This is a genomic window from Streptomyces sp. NPDC058685 (genome assembly GCF_042714725.1).
Lineage (GTDB): Bacteria > Actinomycetota > Actinomycetes > Streptomycetales > Streptomycetaceae > Streptomyces.
The window spans coordinates 1-26,003 of sequence record NZ_JBHXSL010000011.1; the positions used below are offsets into that span (position 1 = coordinate 1).

Sequence of the window (26,003 nt, forward strand, 5' to 3'; positions counted from 1 at the left end):
GGGCGGGGCAGCGCCGCTGGCGGAGTGCGCGAGACCGGCCGGAGGCCGGATCGGCGTCAGCCGGGGATCAGGCCGTCGTCGCGGAGCAGCTTCCGGACGTCCTCGAGCGTCGCGTCGGGCGCCGGGAGAATCAGCTCGGACGGCTCCAGGGAGTCGTCCGGCAGAGGCTCGCCGAGCTCGCGGATTCTCTCCAGGAGCGCGTGGAGCGTGCGCCGGAAGCCGGGGCCGTCCCCGCTCTGCATCTCGGCGAGCAGTTCGTCGTCCAGCCTGTTGAGCTCGGCGAGGTGGCTGTCCGCCACGTTCACCTGGCCCTCCCCCATGATCCGTACGATCATGACGAGTCCCTACTGCTTGTCGAACTTCGGGGTGTTCTGCTGCGGAGCCGCGTCCTGCCGGCCGTCGCCGCCCTCGATCGCCTGCTGCGAGGAGGAGCCGCCGGCCAGCTCGGCCTTCATGCGCTGAAGTTCCAGCTCCACATCCGTACCACCGGAGATGCGGTCCAGCTCGGCCGCGATGTCGTCCTTCGCCATGCCGGTCGGGTCGTCGAGCGCGCCGGAGGCGAGGAGCTCGTCGATCGCACCGGCGCGGGCCTGGAGCTGCGCGGTCTTGTCCTCGGCCCGCTGGATCGCCTGGCCGACGTCGCCCATCTCCTCGGAGATGCCGGAGAAGGCCTCACCGATCCGGGTCTGTGCCTGGGCGGCCGTGTAGGTGGCCTTGATGGTCTCCTTCTTCGTACGGAAGGCGTCGACCTTGGCCTGCAGACGCTGGGCCGCGAGGGTGAGCTTCTCCTCCTCGCCCTGCAGCGTCTGGTGCTGCGTCTCCAGGTCCGTGACCTGCTGCTGGAGCGCGGCACGGCGGGAGAGCGCCTCGCGCGCCAGGTCCTCCCGGCCGAGCGCCAGCGCCTTGCGGCCCTGGTCCTCCAGCTTGGTGGACTGTCCCTGGAGCTGGTTCAGCTGCAGTTCCAGGCGCTTGCGGGAGGTCGCCACATCGGCGACTCCGCGACGCACCTTCTGCAGCAGCTCCAGCTGCTTCTGGTAGGAGTAATCAAGGGTCTCGCGCGGATCCTCGGCCCTGTCGAGGGCCTTGTTTGCCTTCGCGCGGAAGATCATCCCCATACGCTTCATGACACCGCTCATGGGCTTCGCGCGCCCCCTTCTGACGGACTAAAGCTCCAGCACTCCAACAGAACCCACAGTACGGGCCCTGCATCCATTACCGCACTGTTCAAGCGCGGATGCGCTCATCCCCAAGGACGACTGCTTCCCGGTCCGATCCGGCGCAAGGAGTAGGTGGCCATCAGGGAAACCTCGGGCAACGTCCGCTCTGTCCGGCTTGTCACCGGCTTCTGTCCCCTACAGACGCACGGCGTTGCGGGATCGTTCCCCACCGGCGTTGGGTCCCTGCTCCGCACCCCGTACCCTTGGGCTTTGTGTTCCGTAGCCGTGCCAAGGAAGAGAAGGCCCCCACCGACAAGGTGACGGCGGACCTCTCCAAGCAGCCCCGCAGCCCCGAGGCCCCGAAGGGCCGCCCCACGCCCAAGCGCAGTGAGGCCCAGTCCCAGCGCCGCCGTGCCTCCACGGCGCCGGCCGACCGCAAGGAGGCCATGAAGCGCCAGCGGGAAGCCCGCCGCGCCGACCTGGCCAAGCAGCGCGAGGCCCTCGCGAGTGGTGACGAGCGGTATCTGCCCGTCCGCGACAAGGGGCCCGTGCGCCGCTTCGTCCGCGACTTCGTCGACTCCCGCTTCTGCATCGCCGAGTTCTTCCTGCCGCTCGCGGTGGTCATCCTGGTGCTCAGCATGGTCCGCGTGGGCCAGCTCCAGAACATCTCGCTGCTGCTCTGGCTCGGCGTGATCGTGATGATCATCATCGACTCGATCGGCCTGGTCTTCCGGCTCCGCAAGCAGCTCGCCGAGCGCTTCCCGGACGAGCCCAAGCGCGGTGCCGTCGCGTACGGCCTGATGCGCACGCTCCAGATGCGCCGGCTGCGTCTGCCCAAGCCTCAGGTCAAGCGCGGAGAGCGGCCCTGAGCACGGTCGGTTTCGAGGGAGGGGCGACCGCCTGGCTGAACGGCCTCAGCGGTCTGCGGAACATCGTGCGGCAGGAACTGGTCGCGCGGCAGCTGGACGAGCAGATAGCCGGCCGCTTCCCGGTGGGACAGCGGCTGCGGATCCTCGACGTCGGGATGGGCCAGGGCACCCAGGCCCTGCGCCTCGCGCGGGCCGGGCACTCGGTGACCGGTCTGGAGTCCGACGCCGAGATGGTCGCCATCGCGCGGCAGACGCTCGCGACCGAGCCCGAGGGCATCCGTGAGCGGTTCCGCCTGATCGAGGGCGACGGCCGCGAGACGGGGGCGCACTTCCTGCCCGGCGCGTTCGACGTGGTGCTCTGCCACGGGGTGCTGATGTACGTGCAGGAGCCCGACGCGATGCTCGCGGGGCTCGCCCGGGTACTGGCACCCGGCGGACTGCTCTCCCTGCTGGTGCGCAACGCCGACGCCCTGGCCATGCGCCCGGGGCTGGCCGGGGACTTTCCCGCCGCGCTGGCCGCCTTCGGCTCGGACACCTACACCAACCGGCTGGGTCTGCCCGGACGGGCCGACCGGCTCGACGCGCTGACCGCGACGCTGGCCGGGATCGCGGCGCCGCTGCACGCCTGGTACGGCGTGCGGGTCTTCACCGACGGGGCGGACAACGACGCGGACCTGCCGGCCCCCGAGGACCTGGAGCGGCTGCTGGCCGCGGAGGACCGGGCCGGGCGCACCGAACCGTACAAGCGGGTCGCGGCGCTGCTGCACCTGTGCGGCGTACGCGGCTGAGCGGCTGAGAGCCGGCGCGGTGGGGTCGGGCGACGGCACCGTGCGCCCGGCGGACCGCGAGGCGCCGCGCGTCCTGGACCGCAGTCGGACGCTGCCGAGCGACCCCGGGCACCGCGCCGCGCGTCAGCCGGTGTCAGGAGCGGCTCGCAGGTCAGGTCCGGGGGCCGTTTTCGCGTCCCCCCTCCTGTGACCACCGCAGAGACCACCGGACCCATGACCGGTAAGCCCGCCCGGAGTTCGACCGGAACGTCCGACGACACGCCCCCCGTGAAGCTTCCCGCCCGCCAGACCTGGCGGGCGCTGTACACCCACTTCCGCCCGCACCGCTGGACCGTCGCGCTCGGGGCGTCGTTCGCGCTCGTCGGCACGGTCAGCGGGCTGGCCCAGCCGCTCGCGGCCAAGACACTGGTCGACCGGCTCGGCGAGGACGAGTCGATCACCGCGATCCTGCTGCTGCTCACCGCCCTGGTGGTCGTCGGCACCGCGATCGAGGCGGTCGGCGCGTACATCCTGGAACGCACCGCCGAGTCCGTGGTGCTGGCCGCCCGCCGCACCCTGATCGGGCGGCTGCTGCGACTGCGGCTCCCGGAGGTGGAGCGCACCCAGCCAGGCGATCTGATGTCCCGGGTCACCTCGGACACCACCCTGCTGCGCGCAGTGACCACCCAGTCGATCGTCTCGGCGGCGACCGGCGGACTCGCCTTCGTCGCCACCATCGTGATGATGGGCGTGATGGACCCGGTGCTGCTCGGGGTCACCCTCGGGGTCATCGTGCTGATCGGCGGCTGCGTGGCCCTGGTGATGCCGAAGATCGCGCAGGCGACACGGCGTTCGCAGGAGGCGGTCGGCGAGATCTCGACCGTGCTGGAGCGGGCCTTCGGGGCCTTTCGCACACTGAAGGCCTCCGGCGCCGAGGAGCGCGAGACCGAGATCGTGTCGAAGGCGGCACGGGAGGCGTGGCGGCACGGCATCCGGTCCGCGAAGTGGCAGTCGGTGGCGTGGTCGTCGGTGGGGCTCGCCGTGCAGGTGTCGTTTCTCGCGGTGCTCGGCATCGGCGGGGCACGGGTCGCCTCGGGGGCGATCTCGGTGTCGACGCTGGTGGCGTTCCTGCTGTTCCTCTTCTATCTGATCGACCCGGTGTCCCGGCTGGTGGAGGCGGCCTCCCAGTACCAGGTGGGATCGGCGGCCATCGCGCGGATCGTGGAGGCGGAGCGTCTGGAGACGGAGGAGCTGGGGAGGGCGCCGGCGGCCTCGGTCCCGGCTCCCACGGGCCCGGCGACCGTGGTCTTCGAGGACGTGACCTTCCGGTACCGCGACGAGCTCCCCCCTGTCCATCACGGTGTCTCCTTCGCCGTGCCGGGCGCGGGCATGACAGCGTTCGTCGGCCCGTCGGGCGCCGGGAAGACGACCGTCTTCGGCCTGATCGAGCGCTTCTACGAGCCGACCGGCGGCCGTGTCCTCCTCGACGGCCGGGATGCGCGGGACTGGCCGCTGACACAGCTGCGCGCCGCGATCGGCTATGTCGAGCAGGACGCCCCGGTGCTGGCCGGGACGCTGCGGGAGAACCTGGTCTTCGCCGCGCCGGACGCGACCGAGGAGCAGATTCAGGACGTGCTCGTACGGGCCCGGCTGGACACGCTCGTACGGCGGCTGCCGGACGGGCTGGAGACGCTCGTCGGCCATCGCGGCTCCAAGCTGTCGGGCGGCGAGCGGCAGCGGGTGGCGATCGCGCGTGCCCTGCTGCGCCGGCCGCGGCTGCTCCTGCTCGACGAGGCGACCTCGCAGCTGGACGCGGTCAACGAGATGGCGCTGCGGGACGTGGTCACCGAGGTGTCCCGCGAGGTCACGGTGCTGGTGGTGGCCCACCGGCTGTCCACCGTGACGCTGGCGGACCGGATCGTGGTGATGGACGCGGGCAGGGTGCGGGCGGTGGGCACGCACGCGGAGCTCGTGGCGGGCGATCCGCTCTACGGCGAACTGGCGGCGACGCAGTTCCTGGCGTCGGCCCCCGGGGCCCCCTGATCGGCGGCGCACAGCGAGCTGTCCCGTACCGGCGAAAGGGATACTCCGGACATGGATGCCTCCCCTCGCCGCCCCGGTCCCGCGCGCCGGCTGATGCTCCTGCTGACCGCCGCCGTGTGTGCTTCGGCGGCCGGCGGCTGCATGGCCGTGTCCTCCTCGCAGCCGGAGACCACCACGCGCGCGATGGCACAACGCGACGGGGACGACCTGCAGAGCGACTACCAGGCGGTGATCAAGGACTCGCTGCCCTCGGTCGTGCAGATCCAGGCGGGCGACAGCCTGGGGTCCGGCGTCGTCTACGACACCAAGGGGCATGTGGTCACCAACGCCCATGTGGTGGGCGACGCGAAGTCGCTCCGCGTCACCGTCGCGACGGGTGAGCAGACGCTGACGGCGAAGCTCGTCTCGTCCTATCCGCAGCAGGACCTGGCCGTGATCAAGCTGGATCCGGTGCCGGAGGGCCTGAAGCCGGCCACGTTCGGCGACTCGGCGGAGGTGGAGGTCGGGCACATCGTGCTGGCGATGGGCTCGCCGCTCGGTCTGTCGAGCAGTGTCACCCAGGGCATCGTCTCGGCGGTCGGCCGCACGGTCAGCGAGAGCGGTACGGGCGGGACCACGGGCGCGACGCTCGCCAACATGGTGCAGACGTCGGCGGCCATCAATCCGGGCAACAGCGGGGGCGCGCTGGTGAACCTGGACAGCGAGGTGATCGGGATCCCGACGCTGGCGGCCGTGGACCCGCAGCAGGGCGAGGGTGCGGCCCCGGGCATCGGATTCGCGATCCCCGCCTCCATGGTGAAGACGGTCGCCGACCAGATCATCGCGAACGGCAAGGTGACCGACTCCGGCCGCGCGGCGCTGGGCATCACGGCCCGGACGGTGCTCGACGACAACTACGAGCCCTCGGGGGCGGCGGTGGTGGAGGCCGTGAAGGGGGGCGCGGCGGAGCAGGCGGGCATGCGCGTCGGGGACATCATCACCAAGGTGGGTTCGACCGAGATCACGACGGTGACGTCCCTGGCGGAGGCGCTGGCCTCGATGAACCCGGGCGACAAGGTGGTGGTGGGGTACCTGCGGGACGGTGACTCCCGCACGGCACAGGTCACGCTGGGGGAGGTCTGAGGGTCTCGCGTTCGGATCTTTTCGGGCCCGACGGGCCCGGCACGGGCGCCCCCCGGAGTGCGGGAGGCGCCCACGGCGGCCAGAGGGCCGCCGGCGGTCAGTCGTTCGCGTGGAGGCTCATCGGCCCGTAGATCTTGGTGGTGTCCTCCGAGAGCACCACCTGGTCCGCGCCGCCCTCCCGGAGTTCCTTCCAGTACTCACCGATCCACGACTCCGCGTCCCCCTGGGTCGTGAACTCCTCCGGCTGCACCGCCGGCTGGACCTCCGTTCCGTCGGACTTCTCGAACCGCCACGTCCACGCCATGTCCGCCTCCCAGGGCCCATCAGTGATCTCTATCCTGCCCGCAGCGTAGCCGGGCGCGCACGCCCCGCGGTGACACGGGAGGATCAGAGGCGTGGAACTGACTCTGCTCGGCACCGGCGCGCCCGCCGGACTCCCCCGGCCCGACTGCCCGTGCGCCGTGTGCGCCACCGCGCGCGGGGCTCGCGCGCGGGCGGCCACCGCGCTGCTCGTGGACGGGGCCCTGCTGCTCGACCTGACCCCGGGCGCCGCGCTCGCCGCCGCGCGGGCGGGTCATTCGCTCGTCGGCGTACGGCAGGTGCTGCTCACGCACCCCCATGACGGGCCGGCGGTCGATCTGCCCGCCGGGCTGCCCACGGCCGGGCGGGTGCCCGACGGCCGGGAGCTGACGCTGATCAGCGGGCACCGGGTGCGCGCCGTGCCGATGGACCACCCCGGCACCGGGTACGAGGTGACCTCGCCGGAGGGCGAACGTCTGCTGTATCTGCCGCCGTCCGGCGGTCCCGCCGGACTCGCCGAAGGGCTCGCCGCGTACGAGATGGTCGTCGCGGATGTCATCGGTCGCCCCGACGCGATCGCCCGGCTGCGCGCCTCCGGGGCGATCGGTGCGACGACCGACGTCATCGCGGTCCACATCGATCACGACGTGCCCGGCGGCCCCGAGCTGGACCGCCGGCTCGCCGCCGCGGGCGCGCGTACCGTGCCCGACGGGACGACGCTGATCGTGGGCGAGTACCACGCGGTGCCGGACCTGCCCCGCCGCACGCTGGTGACCGGAGGTGCGCGCTCGGGGAAGTCGGTCGAGGCCGAGCGCAGGCTGGAGACGTTCCCGGACGTGGTGTACGTGGCGACGGGCGGAAGCCGCGAGGGGGACACCGAGTGGGCGTCGAGGGTGGCCCTGCACCGGGACCGCCGCCCGGGGGCCTGGCGTACGGCGGAGACCTGCGATCTGGCGCCCCTGCTGAGGGAGGAGGGGCCGCCGCTGCTGATCGACTGTCTGTCGCTGTGGCTGACCGACGCGATGGACCGGGTCGGCGCGTGGGACGACGAGACCTGGCGGGACGGCGGCGAGCGTGCGCTGCGCGAACGGGTCGCCGAACTCGTCACCGCCGTACGGGAAACGCCCCGGACCCTCGTCGCGGTGACGAACGAAGTGGGCTCCGGTGTCGTCCCCGCCACCCCGGCCGGCCGCCGTTTCCGCGACGAACTGGGCCGTCTCAACGCCGCCTTCGCCGCCGAGTGCGAGCATCTGCTGCTCGTCGTCGCGGGCCAGGCCCTGGTGCTCCGCAGCTGACGCCCATGAGCGGGAGACCCGCCGGACCCGACCCCGCGAAGGCCCCGGCCCGCCGCCGACGCGGCGGCCGGTGTCTGTACTGTTCGGCGAATGAGCAGGCTGAATCTCGATGACTTCTCCGACCTGATCGAGCGACCCGACAGCGGCATGCGGCGCGAGGCCGAGGAACGCAGGGAGCGGCTGATCGTCCCGCCCGGTGCTCTGGGCCGGCTCGACGAGCTGGGCGAGTGGCTCTCCGCGGCTCAGGGCTCCGTCCCGGTCAAGGCCGTCGCGCAGCCGCGCGTGGTCCTGTTCGCGGGAGATCACGGTGTCGCCGAACTGGGCGTCTCCGGGCGGGAGTCCGGGTCGGCGCACCGGCTGGTGCGTGCCGTGCTGGACGGCGCGAGCCCGGTCGCGGTGCTGGCACGCGGGGCCGGGGTCCCGGTGCGGATCGTGGACGCGGGCCTGGACTGTGACCCGGAGCTGCTGCCCGAGGACGTCGTACGCCACCGGGTGCGGCGCGGCAGCGGGCGGATCGACGTCGAGGACGCGCTGACCGCTGAGGAGGCCGAGCAGGCCGTCCGGCTGGGCATGGCGATCGCCGACGAGGAGGCCGACTCCGGCACCGATCTGGTGGTGCTGGGCGATCTGAGCGTCGGCGGTACCACGCCCGCCGCGACGCTGATCGCCGCGCTGTGCGGCACCGACGCCTCCGTGGTCACCGGCCGGGGCGGCGCGGGGATCGACGATCTGGCCTGGATGCGCAAGTGTGCGGCGGTCCGTGACGCGCTGCGGCGCGCCCGGCCGGTGCTCGGCGACCAGTTGGAGCTGCTGGCGGCGGTGGGCGGTGCCGATCTGGCCGCGACCACCGGCTTCCTGCTGCAGAGCGCGGTGCGCAGGATGCCGGTGATCCTGGACGGCGTGGTGTCGGCGGCCTGTGCGCTGGTGGGCCAGCGTGCGGCGTTCCGCGCGCCGGACTGGTGGCTCGCCGGTCAGGTGAGCGGCGAACCGGCACAGAGCAAGGCGCTGGACCGGATGGCTCTCAACCCGCTGCTCGACCAGGGCGTCACTGTGGGGGAAGGAAGCGGGGCACTGCTCGCACTCCCCCTCGTCCGGGCCGCTGCCGCGCTCGCGGCCGAACTGCCGGAGCGTACGGAACCGGTGGGGAGCGACACGGACTGACGCGTCGGTGCGGCCGCCCCGACCGGGCGGCTGCACCTCGCCCACCATGACCCGCGATGCCCCATATCATCGCGTTTCATGGGAGAGGTCCGTTTGTCCAGCGAAGAGGCGAACCGCAGTACGCACCGGGGCACCGACCGCTCCCGGCGGAGCGCGGCCTTCGCGGTCTGGTACCTGCGGGCGGTGACCTTCGTCAATGTGCTGGGCGCGGTCTGGGTCTCGCTCGGGCAGGACGTCCGCCGGCACAACGTGGACGACTACTTCACGCCCTATCTGCTGACCGCGGGCTTCGCTTCCGCCTCCTTCACGCTGTTCCTGGCGGTCACCATGCGGCGCCGCAAGCGGGCCGCCTGGATTCTCAACCTCGCCCTGGCGGGCTCCTTCCTGCTGCTCCTCGCACTGGCCGTCGCCGTCGACACGGGCATCCGGGAACATGCGCAGAACTGGGTCTCGCTCGCCCTCACCGCCGGCTTCGTCCTTGCTCTGCTGCTCGGCCGCACGGAGTTCTACGCGAAGGGCGACCGCGCCAACCCCCGTCTCGCCGCGGCCGTCGCCGCCGGCGGACTCCTCGTCACCTCGCTGCTGGCCACCGTCCTCGTCACCGTCACCAACACCGCGGGCGGCGGCTCCACCTTCCTGGAGCGCTGGCGCTACGGCACCATGCGGCTGGTCTCCCTGGCCGCCGACGACGCCCGTTTCCCGGAGATCGCCACGCCCGGCTGGGTCGACGTCACCGTCAACGTGCTGTCCACGCTGCTGCTGCTCGCCGTGCTGTACGCGGCGTTCCGCTCCCGCCGCGCGGTCGACCCGCTGACCGGCGAGGACGAGGAACGACTGCGCGCCCTGCTGGAGCGCCAGGGCGACCGGGACTCACTGGGCTACTTCTCCCTGCGCCGCGAGAAGAGCGTGGTCTGGTCCCCCACCGGAAAGGCCGCCGTCGCCTACCGCGTCGTCGGCGGGGTCTCCCTCGCGTCCGGCGACCCGATCGGGGACCCGGAGGCCTGGCCGGGCGCGATCGCCCCCTGGCTCGCCGAGGCACGCGAACACGGCTGGATCCCGGCCGTGATGGGCGCGAGCGAGGAGGCCGGGACCGTCTACGCCCGGCACGGCCTGGACGCCCTGGAGCTCGGCGACGAGGCCATCGTCGAGACCGCCGACTTCACCCTCGACGGCCGCGCGATGCGGACGGTGCGCCAGGCGTACAACCGGGTCGGGCGCGCCGGGTACTCCGTGCGGATCCGCCGCCACGAGGAGATCCCCGCCGAGGAGATGGACACCCTGCTCGCCCGCGCCGACGACTGGCGCGACGGCGCCACCGAACGAGGCTTCTCGATGGCGCTCGGACGGCTCGGCGACCCGGGCGACGGCCGGTGTGTGATGCTCGAATGCACCGACGGTCAGGGCGAGTTGCGCGCGGTCCTCAGTTTTGTGCCGTGGGGCGCGAAGGGGCTCTCCCTCGATCTGATGCGGCGCGACCGGGACTGCGAGAACGGCCTGATGGAGTTCATGGTCATCGAACTCCTCCGGCGTGCGGGTGACATCGGGATCACCCAGGTCTCGCTGAACTTCGCGATGTTCCGGTCCGTCTTCGAGCGCGGCGCGAAGCTCGGCGCGGGCCCCGTGCTGCGGCTGTGGCGCTCACTGCTGAGCTTCTTCTCCCGCTGGTGGCAGATCGAGTCGCTGTACCGGGCGAACGCCAAGTACCGGCCCATCTGGGAACCGCGCTTCCTGCTCTTCGAGAAGAGCGCCGACCTCCTGCGCATCGGCATCGCGGCGGCCCGCGCGGAGGGCTTCCTGGAAGCCCCCGGGCTGCCCCGGTGGATGCCCCGCAGCCATCTCGGAACCGGGCGTCGATGACGCTCCGGGCGTTCGCCCGCCGCGAGTGGGGGCCGCTGTACGCGACGGTCCGGGCCGCGCTCGTCACCCGGAAGTGGCGTGCGGTTCCGCTGACCCTCGGGGCGGTGTGCCTCACGGCGGTCCTCCAGCTGGTGCAGCAGCAGTCCTGGGGCTACGGCCCGGTCCGCACGATCGGTTTCGTCCGGGCGGAGGACCCCTTGTGGGTGGCGCTGCTGCGCACTCCCCTGTCGCTGTTCGTGCCCGCGCTGGACCTACCGGCGTGGGGTGCGCTGGGCCAGATCCTGCTGGTCTTCGGGGCCGCGGAGATCTGTCTGGGCCGGTGGCGGACGCTGGTCGTCGCGTACGTCTCCACGCTGGCCGGTACGACGTACGCGCGCATCGGCATCGCACTCGGTCCCGACCACCTCGGCGGCGTCATCGGGGTGCCCGCCTCCGACGCCCAGGTCGTCGACACCGGCCCCTCGGCCGCCGTCGTCGGTCTCGCGGTCGTCGTCTGCTGTCGCTTCCGGGCCTGGTTCACGGCGGCTCTGGTGGTGCTCGCGATGGTCGCCGAGGTGCTGGTCAAGAACAATCTCGCGGGCAAGGAGCATCTGGCCGCGATCGCCGCCGTCCTGGTGCTGTACGCGCTCTCGGAACTGCGCCGGCGCCGGGCCCGTCAGCGTTCGGTGATGGCGGGCCGGTCGGGAGCGCCGCCGATGAGGTCCTGCATCTTCCGGCGGGGCCGGTCCCAGCGGCGGTCGTGGCGATAGGAGCGCAGTGTGGCCTTGGCCCGCGCCTTGGGCCGCTTCCGGTAGAAGCGGCGGGCCCACGGCGAGGCGGGTCTCGCCAGGCGGATCGCGCCGAAGATGGCCACGAACGGCACCAGGACGCTGAGCACGGCCATCCGCGCCTTGCCCTTGAACAGCGTGATGAGGACCAGCAGGAAGTTGATCACCAGGGTGGTGATCAACGACAGGCGGTCCTGGCGTTCGTCGGCGCTCATGTCGTTGACGCCGAGCGGTGAGAAGCCGCTGAGGATCAGCACGGCCAGGGACGCGACGAGGACGACCACCTCCACGCTCTGGCGCCCCTGCTCGCTCCAGTAGACGTCGTCGAGATGGAGGATCAGCGCGAACTCGTCGAGCACCAGCCCCGCGCCCATGCCGAAGACGACGGCCCAGATGTAGGCGCCCGCACCGTAGCGGCCGCTGCCGACGGCGCCGAAGCCGCCGATCACCATGAGGATGACGCCGGGCACCACATGGTGGATGTGCATGCCGCCCGGCCGGACGTTGCGGAACGGCCCCTTCCCCGCCCGGATCATCCGCGTGATCACCCGGGTGATCAGAAAGGTCAGGATGAAGGAGGCCAGGGCGAGGAACATGGGCAGCTTCCCCGGCTCGACGATGTTGCGGTAAAACCAGTGACCCATGCCACCCGCTCCCGATTTGTGAGATATGCGCAATTTACCGCCTGTCGGGCCGGGCTACCCTTCGCCGGTGAACGAACTGGCCGGCCCGCGCTTCGCCCTCGGCACCCTGACCGTGTTCCCGGTACGCGTCACGCGCTGGGACCGCGAAGCCGCCCGCGCCGGGATGCTCTGGGCCCCGGGGGCGGGCCTCGCCGTGGGCCTGCTCGCCGCCGCGGCCGGCGGGCTGCTGTCCCTGCTCGGCTCGGGGCCGCTGCTCGCCGCGGTCGCCACCGTCGCCGTCCCCGCGGTCCTCACCCGCGGACTGCATCTGGACGGGCTGGCCGACACCGCGGACGGCCTCGGCAGCGGCAAGCCGGCCGACGACGCGCTGCGCATCATGAAGCAGTCCGACATCGGGCCGTTCGGGGTCATCACGCTGCTGTTCGTCCTGCTCGCGCAGGTCGCCGCCGTGTCCGCGCTGTACGGCGAGGGATGGGCGTACGGCGCGCTCGGCGCGGCCGTGTCCGCCGTCACCGCCCGCCTCGCTCTCACCCTCGCCGCGCGCACCGGCATCCCGGCGGCCCGCCCCGAGGGCCTGGGCGCGGCGGTCGCCGGAGTGGTGCCTGTACGCGGCGCCCTGGCCCTGGCGGCGGCGGTCACCGCGGTGTGCGCGGCGGCGGGTGCGGTGTTCGGCGCGACGGGATCGCTGCATCACGCGCTCGGCGTCCTGGCCGGGCTCGCGGGCGCCGAGCTGCTGCTGCGTCACTGTGTGCGCCGGTTCGGCGGGGTGACGGGTGATGTGTTCGGGGGGCTCGCGGAGACGGCGGCGACGGTGTCGCTGGTCGTGCTGGTGCTCGGCTGACGCCGCCGGGCGGCGGGCACCACGGCCTCAGCAGACGGAGGCCGGGGCGACCACAGCCTCAGCAGGCGCGGCGCCAGACACCCAGTTCGTACTTCTTCAGCATCGAGCTGAGCCTCAGCCGGCGGGCGTCCGGGCAGAAGTCACGGGTGGGCAGTTCGTACTCGACGTGGAAGACCGCCTTGCCCGCCCGTACGAACGGGGTCAACAGGTCGCACTCGTCGTGCTCCGCGCACTGCTCGTTGACCGCGAAGTCGAAGTCCCCCACCAGCTCGGGGATCTGGTCGAGGTCGTTCTTCAGCCCGACGGCGAGTCCGCGGTCGTGGGCGAGCCTTGCGATCAGACGGTTGTAGCGCAGCTGGTCGGCGGCGGTGAGGGGGAAGCCGGTGGCGTTGGCGTACGCGTCCATGTTGTCCGGCTCGACCGCGTCGAATCCCTTCTCCCTGCACATGTCGATGCGTTCGGCCATCAGGGGTCCGAGGACGTCCGTACGGCGGATGTCGAGCCAGCGCTCGCCCTCCCAGCCGTTGCCGCGGCCGAGTACGGACTTCGGGAATCTGCCGGCGTCGGGACGGAAGTCCTCCCAGGCGCCGGTCGAGAGGTAGCAGATGACCTTGCGGCCGCGTCGGTGCAGATCGGCGACCGCTGAGCCGGGGTGGTCGAAGCCGTCGATGTCGTACACCGGCACGTCCACGGCCGGGTCGAGCCGTCCGCTGAGCTGCCACTGCCAGGCGAGGCCCGGCTCCGGCCGCCAGTGTCCTCCGGAGGGCCGTCCGTCCGGGGTCTCCGGAGCGCCGGTGCAGCCGGCCAGGACGAGCAGCAGCATCACCACAAGCAGCGCGGTACGTCTCACCGGGCCGGCTCCAGCGCGTACGGAAGAGTGCCCCAGGGGTGGGCGCCCGTGCCGGGGACGACGCAGTGCACCGCCGCGCTCGCGCGGGCGCCGGGCGGTGCGCCGTACACCAGATGGCAGAAGCGCTCGGGCGGATGGCCCTCCGTCCAGGCCGGGACGTCGAGGGTGCGGTAGGAATCCCACGGGCCCTCGAAGGTGACGAGGAGATCGGCGAGCGCGGCGTAGCCCGGGTCGGGGTGCACGCCGTGGTTGAGGACGAGGGAGGCCGAGCCGGCCGCGCGGGCGGCGACGGCCAGACGCCGGTAGTGGGGCAGGGCCCCCGGGTCCGCGGACACCTGGTCGAGGAACGCGCCGTCGGTGCCGTACCAGTCGCGGTGGCGCAGCAGGTCCCGGACGACCTCGGCGTGCGGGCGGCGGGCATAGTCGGTGTCGGCGTAGCCGAGGACCCGCACACCGGCCTCCCGCAGCCGCAGCGCGGCGGCGGCGAAGGCCGCGTCGGGCGCGTCACCGGGCCCCGACGCCGGGTTGAGCACCACGCCGTGCAGCCGTGGTGCTGCCGCGACCAACGCCTCCCAGGCGTCGGGCTGTTCGGCGGGATGCTCGTAGTACGGCACCAACAGCGTCTTCACAGCACCTCGTCCCTCATACCCGGTGGGCGGTCGCCCGCCCCAGCAGAACACAGACGAGCCCGGCCAGGAGCGCCGCCGTGCCACCGGCGACACCGAGGCCCACGGCCTGCGGGCTGCCGAGGCCGGTGAGGAGCGCGACCGTCTGGGCCGCCGCGGCCGCGCAGCACACGGCGGCCGCCGCGACGACGGCCCCGAAGGACTGCATCAGCAGCCCCGTCCACAGCACGGTGCCGATGAGCAGCAGGGTGCTGAGGCGGGCGCCGGACAGCGCCGGCGCGTCGGGCCACAGCAGGGTCACGACGAGCGCGAGGACCAACAGCACGGCCAGGAACGCGGCGAGGCACTCGGCGAGGACGGCCGCGGCACGCCGCCGGAAGGCGTGCGCCGTGGTGCTGGCACGCAGTCCCGCGACGGCCCGGCCGCGGAAGCGGTGCAGTAGCCATTCGGCGGGCCCCATGCTGAGGGTCAGCGCGACGGCGGAGGGTGCGGCGACGACGGCGCCGGGGCCCTCGGCGAGGACGTCCCCGAGCGCGGTGTAGAGGACGAGCACTCCGGTACCGAGGCCGAAGAGTCCGTACGGCACGGACGCGCCGAGGCGCGGTCCGGCGGGACGCGCGGGCCGCTCCACGGGCCGTCGCACGGGCGCGGGCAGGGCCGCACCGGCGCCGGGCAGGACGAGGACGTCGGCGCCGGGACCGGTGTTCCCGGCCACCGGTCCCGAGGCAGGCGGGGTGGTGCGGGCCCGCGGCAGCCGCCACCACGGCCCCTGCCCGCCGCGGCGGGCCCCTGGTCGCTGACGGCGCGGCCGCGGCAGGCCGGCCCCCCCACGCGACGCCGGTGCACGCGGAGTACGCGGTGTGCGGGCCAGGACGACCGCCGCCAGCCAGATCGCCGCGGCCAGCGAGCACAGCAGCAGTGCGATACGCAGCACGACCGGCAGGTCGGAACGCATCGCCCACACCGCGCCCCCCGTCATCGGCAACAGCGCGCACAGCAGGGCCCGTTCACGGCCGAGGACCAGCAGCACCGTCGCCGCCGAGAGATACAGCGCCTGCGCGGCGGCGAAGGCGGCCGCCTGCCACTGGCCCGGCGACGCCGTCGCCACCGCCGCGCCCAGCAGCGCACCGGCCGGGGCACCGAGCATCAGGGCCCGTGCGGCCGCGCCCCGGTCCCCGAGACCGAGCCAGGAGTAGGCCCGGTGCGAGAGCGCCTGGTTCCACACCCATCCGGTGAGCGCACCGGCCAGCAGCGGCGCCAGGCTCGCGCCCCGCAGCAGCGGTGCGCCCAGGACGTAGGCGAGGCCCGGCAGCGCGAAGACCAGTCCGCGCAGCAGACAGCCGAGCAGGCCCGCATGCCACACGCCGGCCGCTTCCCGGGGAGGTTCGGGGAAGCGGCGCGGCACCCGGTCGTACAGTTCCTCGGCGATCGCGAAGGAGTCCGGACGGCCGTAGGTGAGGCGGATGTGATCGTCCGTCATGCCGTCGGACTCGAGGACGGCGGCGATCTCGTCGGCGTGCACGGCCCCGGCGATGACCTCCTCGAACCGTTCGGCCAGATCGTCGAGCGGGTCCGCCGCGTGCGAATCGTTCCTGCGGGGCAGCACCGGAAGCGTGTCGGTGTGCTGTCCGGGCCCCTGCCACAACGGCCCGCTCATCCGAGGGCCCGCTGGGCGCCGACCAGGTCGCGGGTGCCCGGCTGTTCGTCCGCTCCCGCCAGTTCGCGGTAGATGCGGCGGAAGCCGTCCACCGAGCGGCGCAGCGTGAACCGGTCGACGACCCGCTGCCGTGCCTGCCGTCCCAGCTCGGCGCGCCGTTCCGCGTCGCGCAGCAGCCCGAGCGTCGCGTTCGCCATCACCGCGGGCTCGCGCGGCGGTACGACGATCCCGGTGTCCCCGACGGCCTCCCGCACCCCGCCGACGTCCGTCGACACCGTGGCGCGCCCGCACGACATCGCCTCGATGAGCGAGAAGGGGAACCCTTCGCTGATGCTGGAGAGCAGGACGACGCTGCCGGCCGCGTAGGCACGGGCCACGTCGGTGACCCGGCCCTCCCAGGAGATGCCGTCCACGACGCCCAGTTCGGCGGCGAGCTTCTCCAGCCGGGTGCGGTACGCCTCACCGCCCGCGGGCACTCCGCCGAACAACCGCAGCCGCACGTCCGGGAGTTCCGCGCGGACCATGGCGTAGGCCCGGATGAGCGTCTCCAGGTCCTTGATGGGGTCGATCCGCCCGGCCCAGGAGATGGTGGGCACATCGGGCTCCGGGCCGCCCTGCGGAAAGGCGTGCGGGTCGACGCCGTTGTAGACGGTGCGGATGCGGTCCGCGGGTGCTCCGCCCCGCTCCTCCCACCGCCGGTTGTACTGGTTGCACGGGGTGATCAGGTCCGCCCGCCGGTAGCCGAGGGTGTTGAGCTCCCGGTAGAAGCCGAGCATCAGGGCCTTCACGGGGGCGCGTTGGGCCTGGACCCGGTAGCCGAGGTAGCGCTCGCGCAGATAGATGCCGTGCTCGGTGAGCAGGAACGGCACCCCCTCGTACCGCTGGGCGGCCAGCGCCGGAAGGGTGGCCAGCCCCGCGCTGACCGCATGGGCGACCGAGTCGCCGGGTATCCGGACCGACAGCGGCCGCAGCGCGTGTTCCAGCAGGTCGGTGGCGGTCAGTGCGTCGTGCACGGTCGGCCGGGCCGCGGATGTCTCCAGATGCGGCATGGTCCAGATCCACATCAGCGAGCGCAGGGCGGACTCCGAACGCAGTGCGGCCGAGAGCCGGCCCGCCCGGGCGTACGCGGTCAGCTCGTCGAGGCTCTCGCCGAGATCGCAGCCCGCGGAGGGGTCGAGCACCGAGAGCAGAAAGCGCTCGTGGACGTCGGTGAAGCGGCGGCGGTCGCGGCCGATGAGCCGCCGTCCGCCGGGCAGCGGCCCCCACAGCGGGAAGGCCGAATGCCGGTAGACATTGGGCGGCAGGTCCCAGGTGACCGGCTCACGGCCGGTGCCGGTGAGAGCGACGACCCGGAAGTCGACCTCGGGCATGCCGCGCACGAGCTGGTCGCACCAGGTGGACACACCCCCGTGAACGTGCGGATAGGTTCCTTCGGTGAGCATGGTGACATGTCGGCCGCGGCTCGGCATGCGTGTGTCCCCCCAGTACTGCGGTCGTTCGGAAGTGGCCGTGCTCGTGCGTCGGACGGCCGCCGGTCGGTCCGGGCGGCCGCCCGTGGGTGATGGCTCGCGATCAGGCGGTCGGCAGTTTCAGCGTGACGGCCGACTGGAGCGCCTCGGGCGCGGTCCAGGCGGAGCGCGTCCCCGCGTAGGCGGCACCGAACACTCCTGTCCCCAGCAGGAGTTGCTTGCGCGTGCCCTCGGGCGCGGTGATCGGCGCGGTCACTCCGGACGGCGCCTTGACGGTGACGGTGTCGCCGATGCGGTACGCGGTCACCTTGCCGTCGGCGACCGCCTTGCCCCAGGCGGCCCGGCGCTGGAGCTCGACGCCGACGTCGCGCTGACGCGGGTTCACCAGCGGGGCGTTGTCCGCGTACAGCGCGCGGTAGTCGGCGAGGATCCTGTCGACGACCGGGTAGAGCAGGCGCTCCTCGGCCAGGTTCGACTGGTGGACGTAGTGCGGCCGCGGGTCGCCGGCGACGACATGGCCGAGTGCGATGCGCGCCTCCTGCGGCACGATGTAGTCCGCGTAGCCCCTCGCCGTGTCCAGCGGCTCGGCCAGGCAGGTGGAGGCCGGGTTGGTCTCGCAGACCCCGCTGCCGCCGTCGGCCTTCGAGGCGTAGATCCAGTTGTACTCGTCGGCCATCTCGGCGGCCGTGCCGACGTTGTAGTACACGTTCATCGGGTGGCGCGGCACGGTGAGCGCGGATCCGACCGAACGCTGCGACGGCTCACGGGAGTTGTCGCTCGCGATCCAGGTGACGCCGTTGTCGGCGAGCGCCCCGGCGAGGTTGGGGTTGTCCTGTGCCTGCTGCGGCAGGGTCTTCAGCCCGGAGTGCTCACCCGTGACCAGTTCGGTGCGGTCGTAGGAGATGCCCTTGCGGGTGGCCCAGGTGTTGTTGTCGCGGATCTGCGCGGAGATGTCGGCGCGGCTCGTCCAGCGGATCGTGCCGGCGGCGTCCTTGGAGCATTGCCAGGGCACCACCGAGACGTTCTGCACGCAGCCGAGGAAGGGGTGCGTGTAGGTGTGGTTGATCCAGCGGTACTGGGCCCGGTCGGCGAGGAGCTGGGCGGTGAGCGCGTCGGTGCCGCCGTTCTCCGTCTTCCACTCCTCGCCGGCGCCGGCGTTGTAGACCATGTCGAGGGTGAAGCCGCTGGAGCGCTGCCACTGCGCGGCGTACCGGGCGTCGGCGGCGGTCATCCGGATGTCCGGGGTCTGCTCACCCTGGCCGGTGCAGTCGATGTCGCCGGGGGTGCAGTTGCGCTCGGAGTCCCAGCGCGCGTCGGGCGCGAAGACGTCGTCGACGTGGACGGAGAAGTAGCTGCGGCTCTGTCCGAGGTGGACGCCCTGGGTGAGCCAGTCGACCATGCCGCGGGCGAGCGCGCGGTACTGCTTCTGGTAGCGGTTGTACGCGAAGGTCACCACCAGTTCGCGCCGGCCGTCGTGGGCGTACTCGCCGAGCAGGCTGCCGCGTGCGCCGCCGTCGCCGACCGCGGTGTCGAGGTAGCTGGTGTAGCCCTCGCGCGGCTTGCCGGCCGCGCCGTAACTCTCCGGCACGAGCGGGGAGTTGTCCTCGAACGTGAGCGGTCCGTCGAGGTAGCCGAAGGGTCCGGTGGAGCGTCCGGCCGCGGTGACGGAGGTCTGCGCGCCGTCCAGGACGCCGACCCACCCGCCGTTGTCGGTGTACTCCAGGCCCACCCCCGGGTGGGACCAGGTGTAGGCGTCGATCTGACGGATGCCGAAGGTCGTCTCGTACGCGAAGAGCGCGGCGTTCTCCGCGGCTCCGGCGGTGGTGGTTGCCCCGAACGGGTCCTCGTCGGGGACGACGACGCCCTGGAACTTGGCGCGCGGCCTGCCGCTGACGGTGTCGCTGAGGAACGCGGCATTGACGGTGGGCCGGTTCGGGTCGTCCAGGCGCAGCGTGCGGTACGGCACGCCGGTCTCCTTGAGCTCCGAGACGATGGCCTCGACGGCGCCGCCCCCGTCGTCCACGACGAGCACCGTCAGATCGATCCGCGGCACGGGTGCCGCGACGGCCCCCGCCGCCGGAAGTGCCGTCACCAGCAGGCCGGCCGTGAGCAGCGCCGCGGCGGCTCTGCTTGCGCGCAGTCCTGTAGTGGCCATGTTTCTCCCCCCTCGCACGGTCGTCCGCACATCCGAATATGCGGAGAACACGTGGAGATGATGCAAAGGAACCCCGCGCTCCCTTGCCTGAATGCAGCGAGTGTGGCTGAGGTCTCGAAGCCTTGGGCCCAAACGTGAAACAGACGCCACGGACGAGTGAACTACTGCCGCCGTGAGCGATACATGTGACCGCGCGTAGGCTCTTGTCGGGCTGGGATGTCGACCCGTCCCTCTCTACGGCCGCTACGGCTCTGGAACTCAACGGAAGCGAGAAATCACCACCGTGACTGCTCTCACTCTCAGCACTGCCGGCGCTGCGACGCTGCGCGCCGACGCGCTCGTCGTCGGTGTCGCGAAGGGCGCCAAGGGCCCGGTCGTCGCGCCGGGCGCCGAGGCCGTGGACAAGGCGTTCGACGGAAAGCTCGCCGCCGTCCTGGAGACCCTCGGCGCCACCGGTGCCGAGGGCGAGGTGACCAAGCTCCCCGCGCCGTCCGGCCTCAAGACGCCGGTCGTCCTCGCGGTCGGGCTCGGCTCCGTCCCGGAGAAGGACGGGTCGTTCTCCGCCGAGTCGCTGCGCCGCGCGGCGGGCACCGCCTCCCGCGCCCTGTCCGGCTCGAAGAAGGCCGCCTTCGCCCTGCCCGTCGAGGCGTCGGAGGACGCCGAGGCCGTCGCCGAGGGCGCCCTGCTCGGCGCGTACGCCTTCACCGCCTACCAGGGCGGCAACAGCGACTCCAAGGACGGGAAGAGCGGCGCGAAGCAGCCGCTCGCCGAGATCGCCCTGCTCGGCGCCAAGCCGCGCGACAAGGCGTTCAAGGCCGCGGCCGAGCGGGCCATCGCGCTCACCGAGGAGATCAACCGCGCCCGCGACCTGGTCAACACCCCGCCGAACGACCTCACCCCCGAGGCCTTCGCCGCCGTCGCCACGGCGGCCGGCAAGGAGAACGGCGTCAAGGTCCAGGTCCTCGACGAGAAGGCGCTCGTCAAGGGCGGCTTCGGCGGCATCCTCGGCGTCGGCCAGGGTTCGCAGAACCCGCCCCGCCTGGTGAAGCTCTCCTACACCCACTCCAAGGCGGCCAAGACGCTCGCGCTGGTCGGCAAGGGCATCACCTACGACTCGGGCGGCATCTCGCTCAAGCCGGCCGGCCACAACGAGACGATGAAGTGCGACATGAGCGGTGCCGCCGCGGTGTTCGCCGCCGTCGTCACGGCCGCCCGTCTGAACCTCGCCGTCAACGTCACGGCCTACCTCGCCCTCGCGGAGAACATGCCGTCGGGCTCGGCCACCCGTCCCGGTGACGTGCTGCGCATGTACAGCGGCAAGACGGTCGAGGTGCTCAACACCGACGCCGAGGGCCGTCTGGTGCTCGCCGACGCGCTGTGGAAGGCCTCCGAGGAGAAGCCGGACGCCATCGTGGACGTCGCGACGCTGACCGGCGCGATGGTGCTCGCCCTCGGCAACCGCACCTTCGGGATCATGTCGAACGACGACGCCTTCCGTACCTCGATCCACGAGATCGCGGAGGAGGTCGGCGAGCAGTCCTGGCCGATGCCGATGCCGGCCGAGCTCCGCAAGGGCATGGACTCCCCGACCGCCGACATCGCCAACATGGGCGAGCGGATGGGCGGCGGCCTGGTCGCCGGTCTGTTCCTGAAGGAGTTCGTCGGCGAGGGCATCACCTGGGCCCACCTCGACATCGCGGGCCCCGCCTTCCACGAGGGCGCGCCGTTCGGCTACACCCCGAAGGGCGGCACGGGCTCCTCGGTGCGCACGCTGGTGAAGCTGGCGGAGCGCGTCGCCGCCGGTGACCTCGGCTGACGTGAACTGACACGACGGACGCCGGCGGGGCTCGACGGAGCTCCACCGGCGTCCGCGGCTGTGTGCCCGGCGGGGGGCCCGCCGGTGTGCCCCCCGTAACACGGCCCCGGGTCCCGCCTTGCGGCAACAAGTGCGAAGATGGGTTCTCGGCAGGACAGGGCCCCCACCACAGGGCCGAAGAATCAAGCGGCCGCACACCAGCCGACCGGCCGGTCGTCCCCGGGAAGGGGAGACCCGGCGACCGGCACACATGCATGGAGGACGTGACGTGGCGAACGACGCCAGCACCGTTTTCGACCTAGTGATCCTCGGCGGTGGCAGTGGCGGTTACGCCGCGGCCCTGCGTGGGGCTCAGCTGGGCCTGGACGTCGCCCTGATCGAGAAGGACAAGCTCGGCGGCACCTGCCTGCACCGTGGCTGCATCCCCACCAAGGCTCTGCTGCACGCCGGTGAGATCGCCGACCAGGCTCGCGAGAGCGAGCAGTTCGGCGTCAAGGCCACTTTCGAGGGCATCGACGTCCCGGCTGTGCACAAGTACAAGGACGACGTGGTCAGCGGACTCTACAAGGGTCTGCAGGGTCTCATCGCCTCCCGCAAGGTCACCTACATCGAGGGTGAGGGCAAGCTGTCCTCCCCGACCTCCGTCGACGTCAACGGCCAGCGTGTCCAGGGCCGCCACGTCCTCCTCGCCACCGGCTCCGTGCCGAAGTCGCTGCCGGGTCTGGAGATCGACGGCAACCGCATCATCTCCTCCGACCACGCGCTGGTCCTGGACCGGGTCCCGCAGTCCGCGATCGTGCTCGGCGGCGGCGTGATCGGCGTGGAGTTCGCCTCCGCGTGGAAGTCCTTCGGCTCCGACGTCACCGTCATCGAGGGCCTCAAGCACCTCGTTCCGGTCGAGGACGAGAACAGCTCCAAGCTTCTTGAGCGCGCGTTCCGCAAGCGCGGCATCAAGTTCAACCTGGGCACCTTCTTCGAGAAGGCCGAGTACACCCAGGACGGCGTCCGCGTGACGCTCGCGGACGGCAAGACGTTCGACGCCGAGGTGCTGCTGGTCGCGGTCGGCCGCGGCCCGGTCTCCGCCGGTCTCGGGTACGAGGAGCAGGGCGTCGCGATGGACCGCGGCTTCGTCCTCGTCGACGAGTACATGCAGACGAACGTCCCGACGATCTCCGCGGTCGGTGACCTGGTCCCGACCCTCCAGCTCGCGCACGTCGGCTTCGCCGAGGGCATCCTTGTAGCGGAGCGTCTGGCCGGTCTGAAGACCGTTCCGGTCGACTACGACGGTGTGCCCCGGGTGACGTACTGCCACCCCGAGGTCGCGTCCGTCGGCATCACCGAGGCCAAGGCCAAGGAGATCTACGGTGCGGACAAGGTTGTCGCTCTGAAGTACAACCTCGCGGGCAACGGCAAGAGCAAGATCCTCAAGACCGCGGGCGAGATCAAGCTCGTCCAGGTCAAGGACGGTGCCGTGGTCGGCGTCCACATGGTCGGTGACCGTATGGGCGAGCAGGTCGGCGAGGCGCAGCTGATCTACAACTGGGAGGCTCTGCCGGCGGAGGTCGCGCAGCTCATCCACGCCCACCCCACGCAGAACGAGGCGATGGGCGAGGCTCACCTGGCGCTCGCGGGCAAGCCGCTGCACTCGCATGACTGAGCTGTCCGTGCTGCCTGAGCCGTCCGCGCAGTCCGCGGACACCGGGCGCGACGACCACTTCCGCACGTCCCCTCGCTCGGCGCTCCGCGCGAGCCGGGGATACCCCATCGTTAGGAGCAACTGAAACCATGTCGGTTTCCGTAACCCTTCCGGCGCTCGGTGAGAGCGTCACCGAGGGCACCGTCACCCGCTGGCTGAAGGCCGAGGGCGAGCGCGTCGAGGCCGACGAGCCGCTGCTCGAGGTGTCGACCGACAAGGTCGACACCGAGATCCCCGCCCCCGCGTCCGGCGTCCTGGCCTCCATCAAGGTCGCCGAGGACGAGACCGTCGAGGTCGGCGCCGAGCTCGCCGTCATCGACGACGGCTCCGGCGCCCCCGCCGCCGCCGAGGCCCCCGCGGCCGAGGAGAAGCAGGCCGAGGCCCCGGCTCCCGAGCCGGAGCAGCCCGCGCAGGCCGCCCCGTCCACCGAGACCTCCGCCCCCGCCCCGGCTCCGACCGCCGAGGCCGCGTCCGGCGGTGGCTCGGCCGAGGGCACCGACGTGGTCCTCCCGGCGCTCGGCGAGAGCGTCACCGAGGGCACCGTCACCCGCTGGCTCAAGGAGGTCGGCGAGTCCGTCGAGGCCGACGAGCCGCTGCTCGAGGTCTCCACGGACAAGGTCGACACCGAGATCCCCGCCCCGGCCTCCGGCGTGCTGCTGGAGATCACCGTCGCCGAGGACGAGACCGCCGAGGTCGGCGCCAAGCTCGCCGTCATCGGTGCTCCCGGTGCCGCCCCGCAGGCCGCCGCCCCGGCGCAGCCCGCACCGGCCCAGGAGGCTCCGAAGCAGGAAGCCCCCAAGCAGGAAGCCCCGAAGCAGGAGGCCGCGCCCGCACCGGCGGCCCCCGCCGCTCCGGCGCAGCCCGCCCCGGCTCCGGCCGCGCCCGCTCAGCCGGCTCCGGCCCAGGCCGCGCCCGCCCAGGCCGCTCCGGCTCCCGTCACCCCGGCTCCGGCTGCTCCGGCCGCCCCCGCCGCCGGTGCCGCCGGTGCCGCGAGCGACGCCTACGTGACCCCGCTGGTCCGTAAGCTCGCCGCCGAGAACGGCGTGGACCTGTCCTCGGTCAAGGGCACCGGCGTCGGTGGCCGTATCCGCAAGCAGGACGTCATCGCCGCCGCGGAGGCCGCCAAGGCCGCCGCCCCGGCGCCGGCCGCCGCCGCTCCGGCCGCCTCCCGGGCGCCGAAGCTGGAGACGTCCCCGCTGCGCGGTCAGACGGTCAAGATGACCCGCATGCGCAAGGTCATCGGCGACAACATGATGAAGGCGCTGCACGGCCAGGCCCAGCTGACCTCGGTCGTCGAGGTCGACATCACCAAGCTGATGAAGCTGCGCGCCCTGGCCAAGGACTCCTTCGCCGCCCGCGAGGGCGTCAAGCTGTCCCCGATGCCGTTCTTCGTCAAGGCCGCGGCCCAGGCGCTGAAGGCCCACCCGGTCGTCAACGCCCGGATCAACGAGGACGAAGGCACCATCACGTACTTCGACTCGGAGAACATCGGCATCGCCGTGGACTCCGAGAAGGGCCTGATGACCCCGGTCATCAAGAGTGCGGGTGACCTGAACCTCGCCGGTATCGCCAAGCGGACCGCGGAGCTCGCGGGCGCCGTGCGCGCCAGCAAGATCACCCCGGACGACCTGGCCGGTGCGACGTTCACCATCAGCAACACCGGCTCGCGCGGTGCGCTGTTCGACACGATCATCGTGCCGCCGAACCAGGTCGCCATCCTGGGCATCGGCGCCACCGTCAAGCGCCCGGTGGTCATCAACCACCCGGACCTCGGCGAGACGATCGCGATCCGCGACATGACCTACGTCGCGCTCTCCTACGACCACCGTCTGGTGGACGGCGCGGACGCCGCCCGCTACCTGACGACGGTCAAGGCGATCCTGGAGGCCGGCGAGTTCGAGGTCGAGCTCGGTCTCTGACGCGAGCCCGCGCAGGCCGCCACAGGTCGGCGCAGGTCAGCAGTGACGAACGGCGCCCCGCCCGGAGAGATCCGGGCGGGGCGCCGTCGCGTTGTCCTGGGGCGCCGCGTAGTCCGGGGGCGCCGTCGCGTTGTCCGGGGGCGCGGTCAGAGGGCGCCGCGCTTGACGGCGCTCACGAAGGACGCCCAGCGGGCGTGCGCGAAGACGAGGGCGGGGCCGTCGGGGTTCTTGCTGTCGCGGACGGGGGTGACGTGGGTGAAGCCGTCGGCGACCTCGACACATGCCCCGCCCTCCCCGTTGCTGTAGGACGACGTCCGCCATATGGCTGTGCTCAGATCGGGGCTCATGGTGTCGTGTAGTCCTTCGCCGCCGAAGCGATCAGGGAGAGGGACGCCTTCGGCGACAGTGCGGCGGCCCGGACGAGATCGTATGACTTCTGGAACTTGGTCACCAGCGCCGGTTCGTCGATGAGTTGGCCGCTGTGCGCGCTCTCGGTGTAGACGACCGCCGGAGCGTCGGCGAAGGTCATGACGATGGCCGTGCCGTGCGTCAGCGGAGGCGGGCCGGCCGCGAAGGGCAGCACCTGCACCATCACCCGGTGATGGTCACGGGCCTGTTCGGCGAGCTGCTCCAGCTGTTCACGCATCACGGACGGCTCGTCCACCACCACGCGCAGGGCGGCCTCGTGGACGATGGCCCAGAGCTCCGGACCCGACGGATCGTCCAGGCGGCGCGCACGTTCCAGCCGTACGGCGACGTGCCGCTCCACCACCTCGTCGGCGGCGAAGGGCTGCGTGGCACGGGTGATGCCACGGGCGTACGCCTCGGTCTGGAGCAGACCCGGGATCAGCAGCGGGGCGTACTCACTGATCGTCAGGGCCTCCTTCTCCAGCTCAACGGCGTCGGCGAAGTACTCGGGATGCTTCGACTCCTGCGCCAGCCGGCACAGCCGCTGAAGGTGCTCCCCCGACCCCAGCACCCCGTCCAGCAGC

Annotated in this window: 23 protein-coding genes; 12 read left to right on the top strand and 11 right to left on the bottom strand. The window is 72.3% G+C overall.

The annotated features are described in order from the left end of the window. Positions 1 to 56 precede the first annotated feature (56 nt). Positions 57 to 335: a hypothetical protein gene (locus ACFWU3_RS12765; protein ID WP_384435265.1), complete on the bottom strand. Its 279-nt coding sequence runs from the start codon at positions 333 to 335 to the stop codon at positions 57 to 59. Between the two features lie 9 nt (positions 336 to 344). Continuing rightward, positions 345 to 1,136 (bottom strand): PspA/IM30 family protein, encoded by a 792-nt coding sequence (locus tag ACFWU3_RS12770; RefSeq protein WP_313946789.1) that lies wholly within the window; start codon positions 1,134 to 1,136, stop codon positions 345 to 347. A gap of 293 nt (positions 1,137 to 1,429) precedes the next feature. On the opposite strand from ACFWU3_RS12770, the gene ACFWU3_RS12775 reads away from it, so the two are divergent. The 4 genes from ACFWU3_RS12775 (at position 1,430) to ACFWU3_RS12790 (ending at position 5,958) form a co-directional block, all read left to right on the top strand. After that, positions 1,430 to 2,026 carry a DUF3043 domain-containing protein gene (locus ACFWU3_RS12775; protein ID WP_313946788.1) on the top strand — a complete coding sequence of 199 codons (597 nt, stop codon included), beginning with the start codon at positions 1,430 to 1,432 and terminating at the stop codon, positions 2,024 to 2,026. A gap of 53 nt (positions 2,027 to 2,079) precedes the next feature. Next, on the top strand, positions 2,080 to 2,814 hold the full coding sequence (locus ACFWU3_RS12780) for a methyltransferase domain-containing protein (RefSeq protein WP_384435730.1): 735 nt from the start codon (positions 2,080 to 2,082) through the stop codon (positions 2,812 to 2,814). 213 nt (positions 2,815 to 3,027) lie between these two features. Continuing rightward, on the top strand, positions 3,028 to 4,836 hold the full coding sequence (locus ACFWU3_RS12785; protein WP_384435269.1) for an ABC transporter ATP-binding protein: 1,809 nt from the start codon (positions 3,028 to 3,030) through the stop codon (positions 4,834 to 4,836). 51 nt (positions 4,837 to 4,887) lie between these two features. Next, positions 4,888 to 5,958 (top strand): S1C family serine protease, encoded by a 1,071-nt coding sequence (locus ACFWU3_RS12790; protein WP_384435272.1) that lies wholly within the window; start codon positions 4,888 to 4,890, stop codon positions 5,956 to 5,958. Between the two features lie 97 nt (positions 5,959 to 6,055). Here ACFWU3_RS12790 and ACFWU3_RS12795 read toward each other — a convergent pair whose 3' ends face one another. Further along, positions 6,056 to 6,262: a hypothetical protein gene (locus ACFWU3_RS12795; RefSeq protein ID WP_313946784.1), complete on the bottom strand. Its 207-nt coding sequence runs from the start codon at positions 6,260 to 6,262 to the stop codon at positions 6,056 to 6,058. 91 nt (positions 6,263 to 6,353) lie between these two features. On the opposite strand from ACFWU3_RS12795, the gene ACFWU3_RS12800 reads away from it, so the two are divergent. The 4 genes from ACFWU3_RS12800 to ACFWU3_RS12815 all read left to right on the top strand — a co-directional run bounded on the left by ACFWU3_RS12800 (position 6,354) and on the right by ACFWU3_RS12815 (position 11,320). Further along, on the top strand, positions 6,354 to 7,553 hold the full coding sequence (locus ACFWU3_RS12800) for a bifunctional adenosylcobinamide kinase/adenosylcobinamide-phosphate guanylyltransferase (protein WP_384435275.1): 1,200 nt from the start codon (positions 6,354 to 6,356) through the stop codon (positions 7,551 to 7,553). A 90-nt stretch (positions 7,554 to 7,643) separates the two neighbouring features. After that, positions 7,644 to 8,714 (top strand): nicotinate-nucleotide--dimethylbenzimidazole phosphoribosyltransferase, encoded by a 1,071-nt coding sequence (cobT, locus tag ACFWU3_RS12805; RefSeq protein WP_384435278.1) that lies wholly within the window; start codon positions 7,644 to 7,646, stop codon positions 8,712 to 8,714. Between the two features lie 78 nt (positions 8,715 to 8,792). After that, positions 8,793 to 10,571, top strand: a complete 1,779-nt coding sequence (locus ACFWU3_RS12810) for a phosphatidylglycerol lysyltransferase domain-containing protein (RefSeq protein WP_384435281.1) — start codon at positions 8,793 to 8,795, stop codon at positions 10,569 to 10,571. Then, entirely contained in the window at positions 10,568 to 11,320 is a 753-nt protein-coding gene (locus ACFWU3_RS12815) for a hypothetical protein (protein ID WP_384435284.1), read from the top strand. The genes ACFWU3_RS12810 and ACFWU3_RS12815 overlap by 4 nt, the downstream gene beginning before the upstream one ends. Here ACFWU3_RS12815 and ACFWU3_RS12820 read toward each other — a convergent pair. Further along, positions 11,227 to 11,982, bottom strand: a complete 756-nt coding sequence (locus ACFWU3_RS12820; RefSeq protein WP_384435287.1) for a hypothetical protein — start codon at positions 11,980 to 11,982, stop codon at positions 11,227 to 11,229. The two genes, ACFWU3_RS12815 and ACFWU3_RS12820, sit on opposite strands and share 94 nt — an antisense overlap. A gap of 25 nt (positions 11,983 to 12,007) precedes the next feature. On the opposite strand from ACFWU3_RS12820, the gene ACFWU3_RS12825 reads away from it, so the two are divergent. Next, complete coding sequence (locus ACFWU3_RS12825) at positions 12,008 to 12,823, top strand: adenosylcobinamide-GDP ribazoletransferase (RefSeq protein WP_384435290.1); 816 nt, start codon at positions 12,008 to 12,010, stop codon at positions 12,821 to 12,823. A gap of 58 nt (positions 12,824 to 12,881) precedes the next feature. Here ACFWU3_RS12825 and ACFWU3_RS12830 read toward each other — a convergent pair whose 3' ends face one another. The 5 genes from ACFWU3_RS12830 to ACFWU3_RS12850 all read right to left on the bottom strand — a co-directional run bounded on the left by ACFWU3_RS12830 (position 12,882) and on the right by ACFWU3_RS12850 (position 19,580). Continuing rightward, a complete protein-coding gene (locus tag ACFWU3_RS12830) occupies positions 12,882 to 13,673 on the bottom strand; it encodes an endo alpha-1,4 polygalactosaminidase (protein ID WP_384435293.1) in 792 nt (263 codons plus the stop codon). Continuing rightward, complete coding sequence (locus tag ACFWU3_RS12835; protein ID WP_384435296.1) at positions 13,670 to 14,302, bottom strand: spherulation-specific family 4 protein; 633 nt, start codon at positions 14,300 to 14,302, stop codon at positions 13,670 to 13,672. The genes ACFWU3_RS12830 and ACFWU3_RS12835 overlap by 4 nt, the downstream gene beginning before the upstream one ends. A gap of 13 nt (positions 14,303 to 14,315) precedes the next feature. Then, positions 14,316 to 15,956, bottom strand: a complete 1,641-nt coding sequence (locus ACFWU3_RS12840) for a hypothetical protein (protein WP_384435299.1) — start codon at positions 15,954 to 15,956, stop codon at positions 14,316 to 14,318. Then, on the bottom strand, positions 15,953 to 17,425 hold the full coding sequence (pelF, locus tag ACFWU3_RS12845) for a GT4 family glycosyltransferase PelF (protein ID WP_384435302.1): 1,473 nt from the start codon (positions 17,423 to 17,425) through the stop codon (positions 15,953 to 15,955). Before pelF ends, ACFWU3_RS12840 begins: the two co-directional genes overlap by 4 nt. A 103-nt stretch (positions 17,426 to 17,528) precedes the next feature. Next, positions 17,529 to 19,580 (bottom strand): hypothetical protein, encoded by a 2,052-nt coding sequence (locus ACFWU3_RS12850; protein WP_384435305.1) that lies wholly within the window; start codon positions 19,578 to 19,580, stop codon positions 17,529 to 17,531. Positions 19,581 to 19,863: 283 nt separating this feature from the next. Here ACFWU3_RS12850 and ACFWU3_RS12855 point away from each other — a divergent pair, with 283 nt between their 5' ends. The 3 genes from ACFWU3_RS12855 (at position 19,864) to sucB (ending at position 25,011) form a co-directional block, all read left to right on the top strand. Further along, positions 19,864 to 21,396, top strand: a complete 1,533-nt coding sequence (locus tag ACFWU3_RS12855; RefSeq protein ID WP_384435308.1) for a leucyl aminopeptidase — start codon at positions 19,864 to 19,866, stop codon at positions 21,394 to 21,396. A gap of 268 nt (positions 21,397 to 21,664) precedes the next feature. After that, complete coding sequence (gene lpdA / locus ACFWU3_RS12860) at positions 21,665 to 23,053, top strand: dihydrolipoyl dehydrogenase (RefSeq protein WP_384435311.1); 1,389 nt, start codon at positions 21,665 to 21,667, stop codon at positions 23,051 to 23,053. Positions 23,054 to 23,181: 128 nt separating this feature from the next. Continuing rightward, positions 23,182 to 25,011 carry a 2-oxoglutarate dehydrogenase, E2 component, dihydrolipoamide succinyltransferase gene (gene sucB, locus ACFWU3_RS12865; RefSeq protein ID WP_384435314.1) on the top strand — a complete coding sequence of 610 codons (1,830 nt, stop codon included), beginning with the start codon at positions 23,182 to 23,184 and terminating at the stop codon, positions 25,009 to 25,011. A 146-nt stretch (positions 25,012 to 25,157) separates the two neighbouring features. Here the strand turns inward: sucB and ACFWU3_RS12870 are convergent, their stop codons facing one another. After that, positions 25,158 to 25,358 (bottom strand): DUF397 domain-containing protein, encoded by a 201-nt coding sequence (locus ACFWU3_RS12870; RefSeq protein WP_313946769.1) that lies wholly within the window; start codon positions 25,356 to 25,358, stop codon positions 25,158 to 25,160. Next, on the bottom strand, positions 25,355 to 26,003 hold a 649-nt coding region (locus ACFWU3_RS12875; protein WP_384435318.1), incomplete at its 5' end, for a DUF5753 domain-containing protein. The genes ACFWU3_RS12870 and ACFWU3_RS12875, both read right to left, overlap by 4 nt.

What these genes read in the sequence shown, in the direction of transcription:
- ACFWU3_RS12815 (WP_384435284.1), top strand. Translation starts at nt 10,568, where the DNA reads ATGACGCTCCGGGCGTTCGCCCGCCGCGAGTGGGGGCCGCTGTACGCG.
- ACFWU3_RS12795 (WP_313946784.1), bottom strand. Translation starts at nt 6,262, where the DNA reads ATGGCGTGGACGTGGCGGTTCGAGAAGTCCGACGGAACGGAGGTCCAG.
- ACFWU3_RS12825 (WP_384435290.1), top strand. Translation starts at nt 12,008, where the DNA reads ATGCGCAATTTACCGCCTGTCGGGCCGGGCTACCCTTCGCCGGTGAAC.
- ACFWU3_RS12790 (WP_384435272.1), top strand. Translation starts at nt 4,888, where the DNA reads ATGGATGCCTCCCCTCGCCGCCCCGGTCCCGCGCGCCGGCTGATGCTC.
- ACFWU3_RS12770 (WP_313946789.1), bottom strand. Translation starts at nt 1,136, where the DNA reads ATGAGCGGTGTCATGAAGCGTATGGGGATGATCTTCCGCGCGAAGGCA.
- ACFWU3_RS12765 (WP_384435265.1), bottom strand. Translation starts at nt 335, where the DNA reads ATGATCGTACGGATCATGGGGGAGGGCCAGGTGAACGTGGCGGACAGC.
- ACFWU3_RS12850 (WP_384435305.1), bottom strand. Translation starts at nt 19,580, where the DNA reads ATGGCCACTACAGGACTGCGCGCAAGCAGAGCCGCCGCGGCGCTGCTC.
- sucB (WP_384435314.1), top strand. Translation starts at nt 23,182, where the DNA reads ATGTCGGTTTCCGTAACCCTTCCGGCGCTCGGTGAGAGCGTCACCGAG.
- ACFWU3_RS12785 (WP_384435269.1), top strand. Translation starts at nt 3,028, where the DNA reads ATGACCGGTAAGCCCGCCCGGAGTTCGACCGGAACGTCCGACGACACG.
- ACFWU3_RS12870 (WP_313946769.1), bottom strand. Translation starts at nt 25,358, where the DNA reads ATGAGCCCCGATCTGAGCACAGCCATATGGCGGACGTCGTCCTACAGC.
- ACFWU3_RS12840 (WP_384435299.1), bottom strand. Translation starts at nt 15,956, where the DNA reads ATGAGCGGGCCGTTGTGGCAGGGGCCCGGACAGCACACCGACACGCTT.
- pelF (WP_384435302.1), bottom strand. Translation starts at nt 17,425, where the DNA reads ATGCCGAGCCGCGGCCGACATGTCACCATGCTCACCGAAGGAACCTAT.
- cobT (WP_384435278.1), top strand. Translation starts at nt 7,644, where the DNA reads ATGAGCAGGCTGAATCTCGATGACTTCTCCGACCTGATCGAGCGACCC.
- ACFWU3_RS12810 (WP_384435281.1), top strand. Translation starts at nt 8,793, where the DNA reads ATGGGAGAGGTCCGTTTGTCCAGCGAAGAGGCGAACCGCAGTACGCAC.
- ACFWU3_RS12820 (WP_384435287.1), bottom strand. Translation starts at nt 11,982, where the DNA reads ATGGGTCACTGGTTTTACCGCAACATCGTCGAGCCGGGGAAGCTGCCC.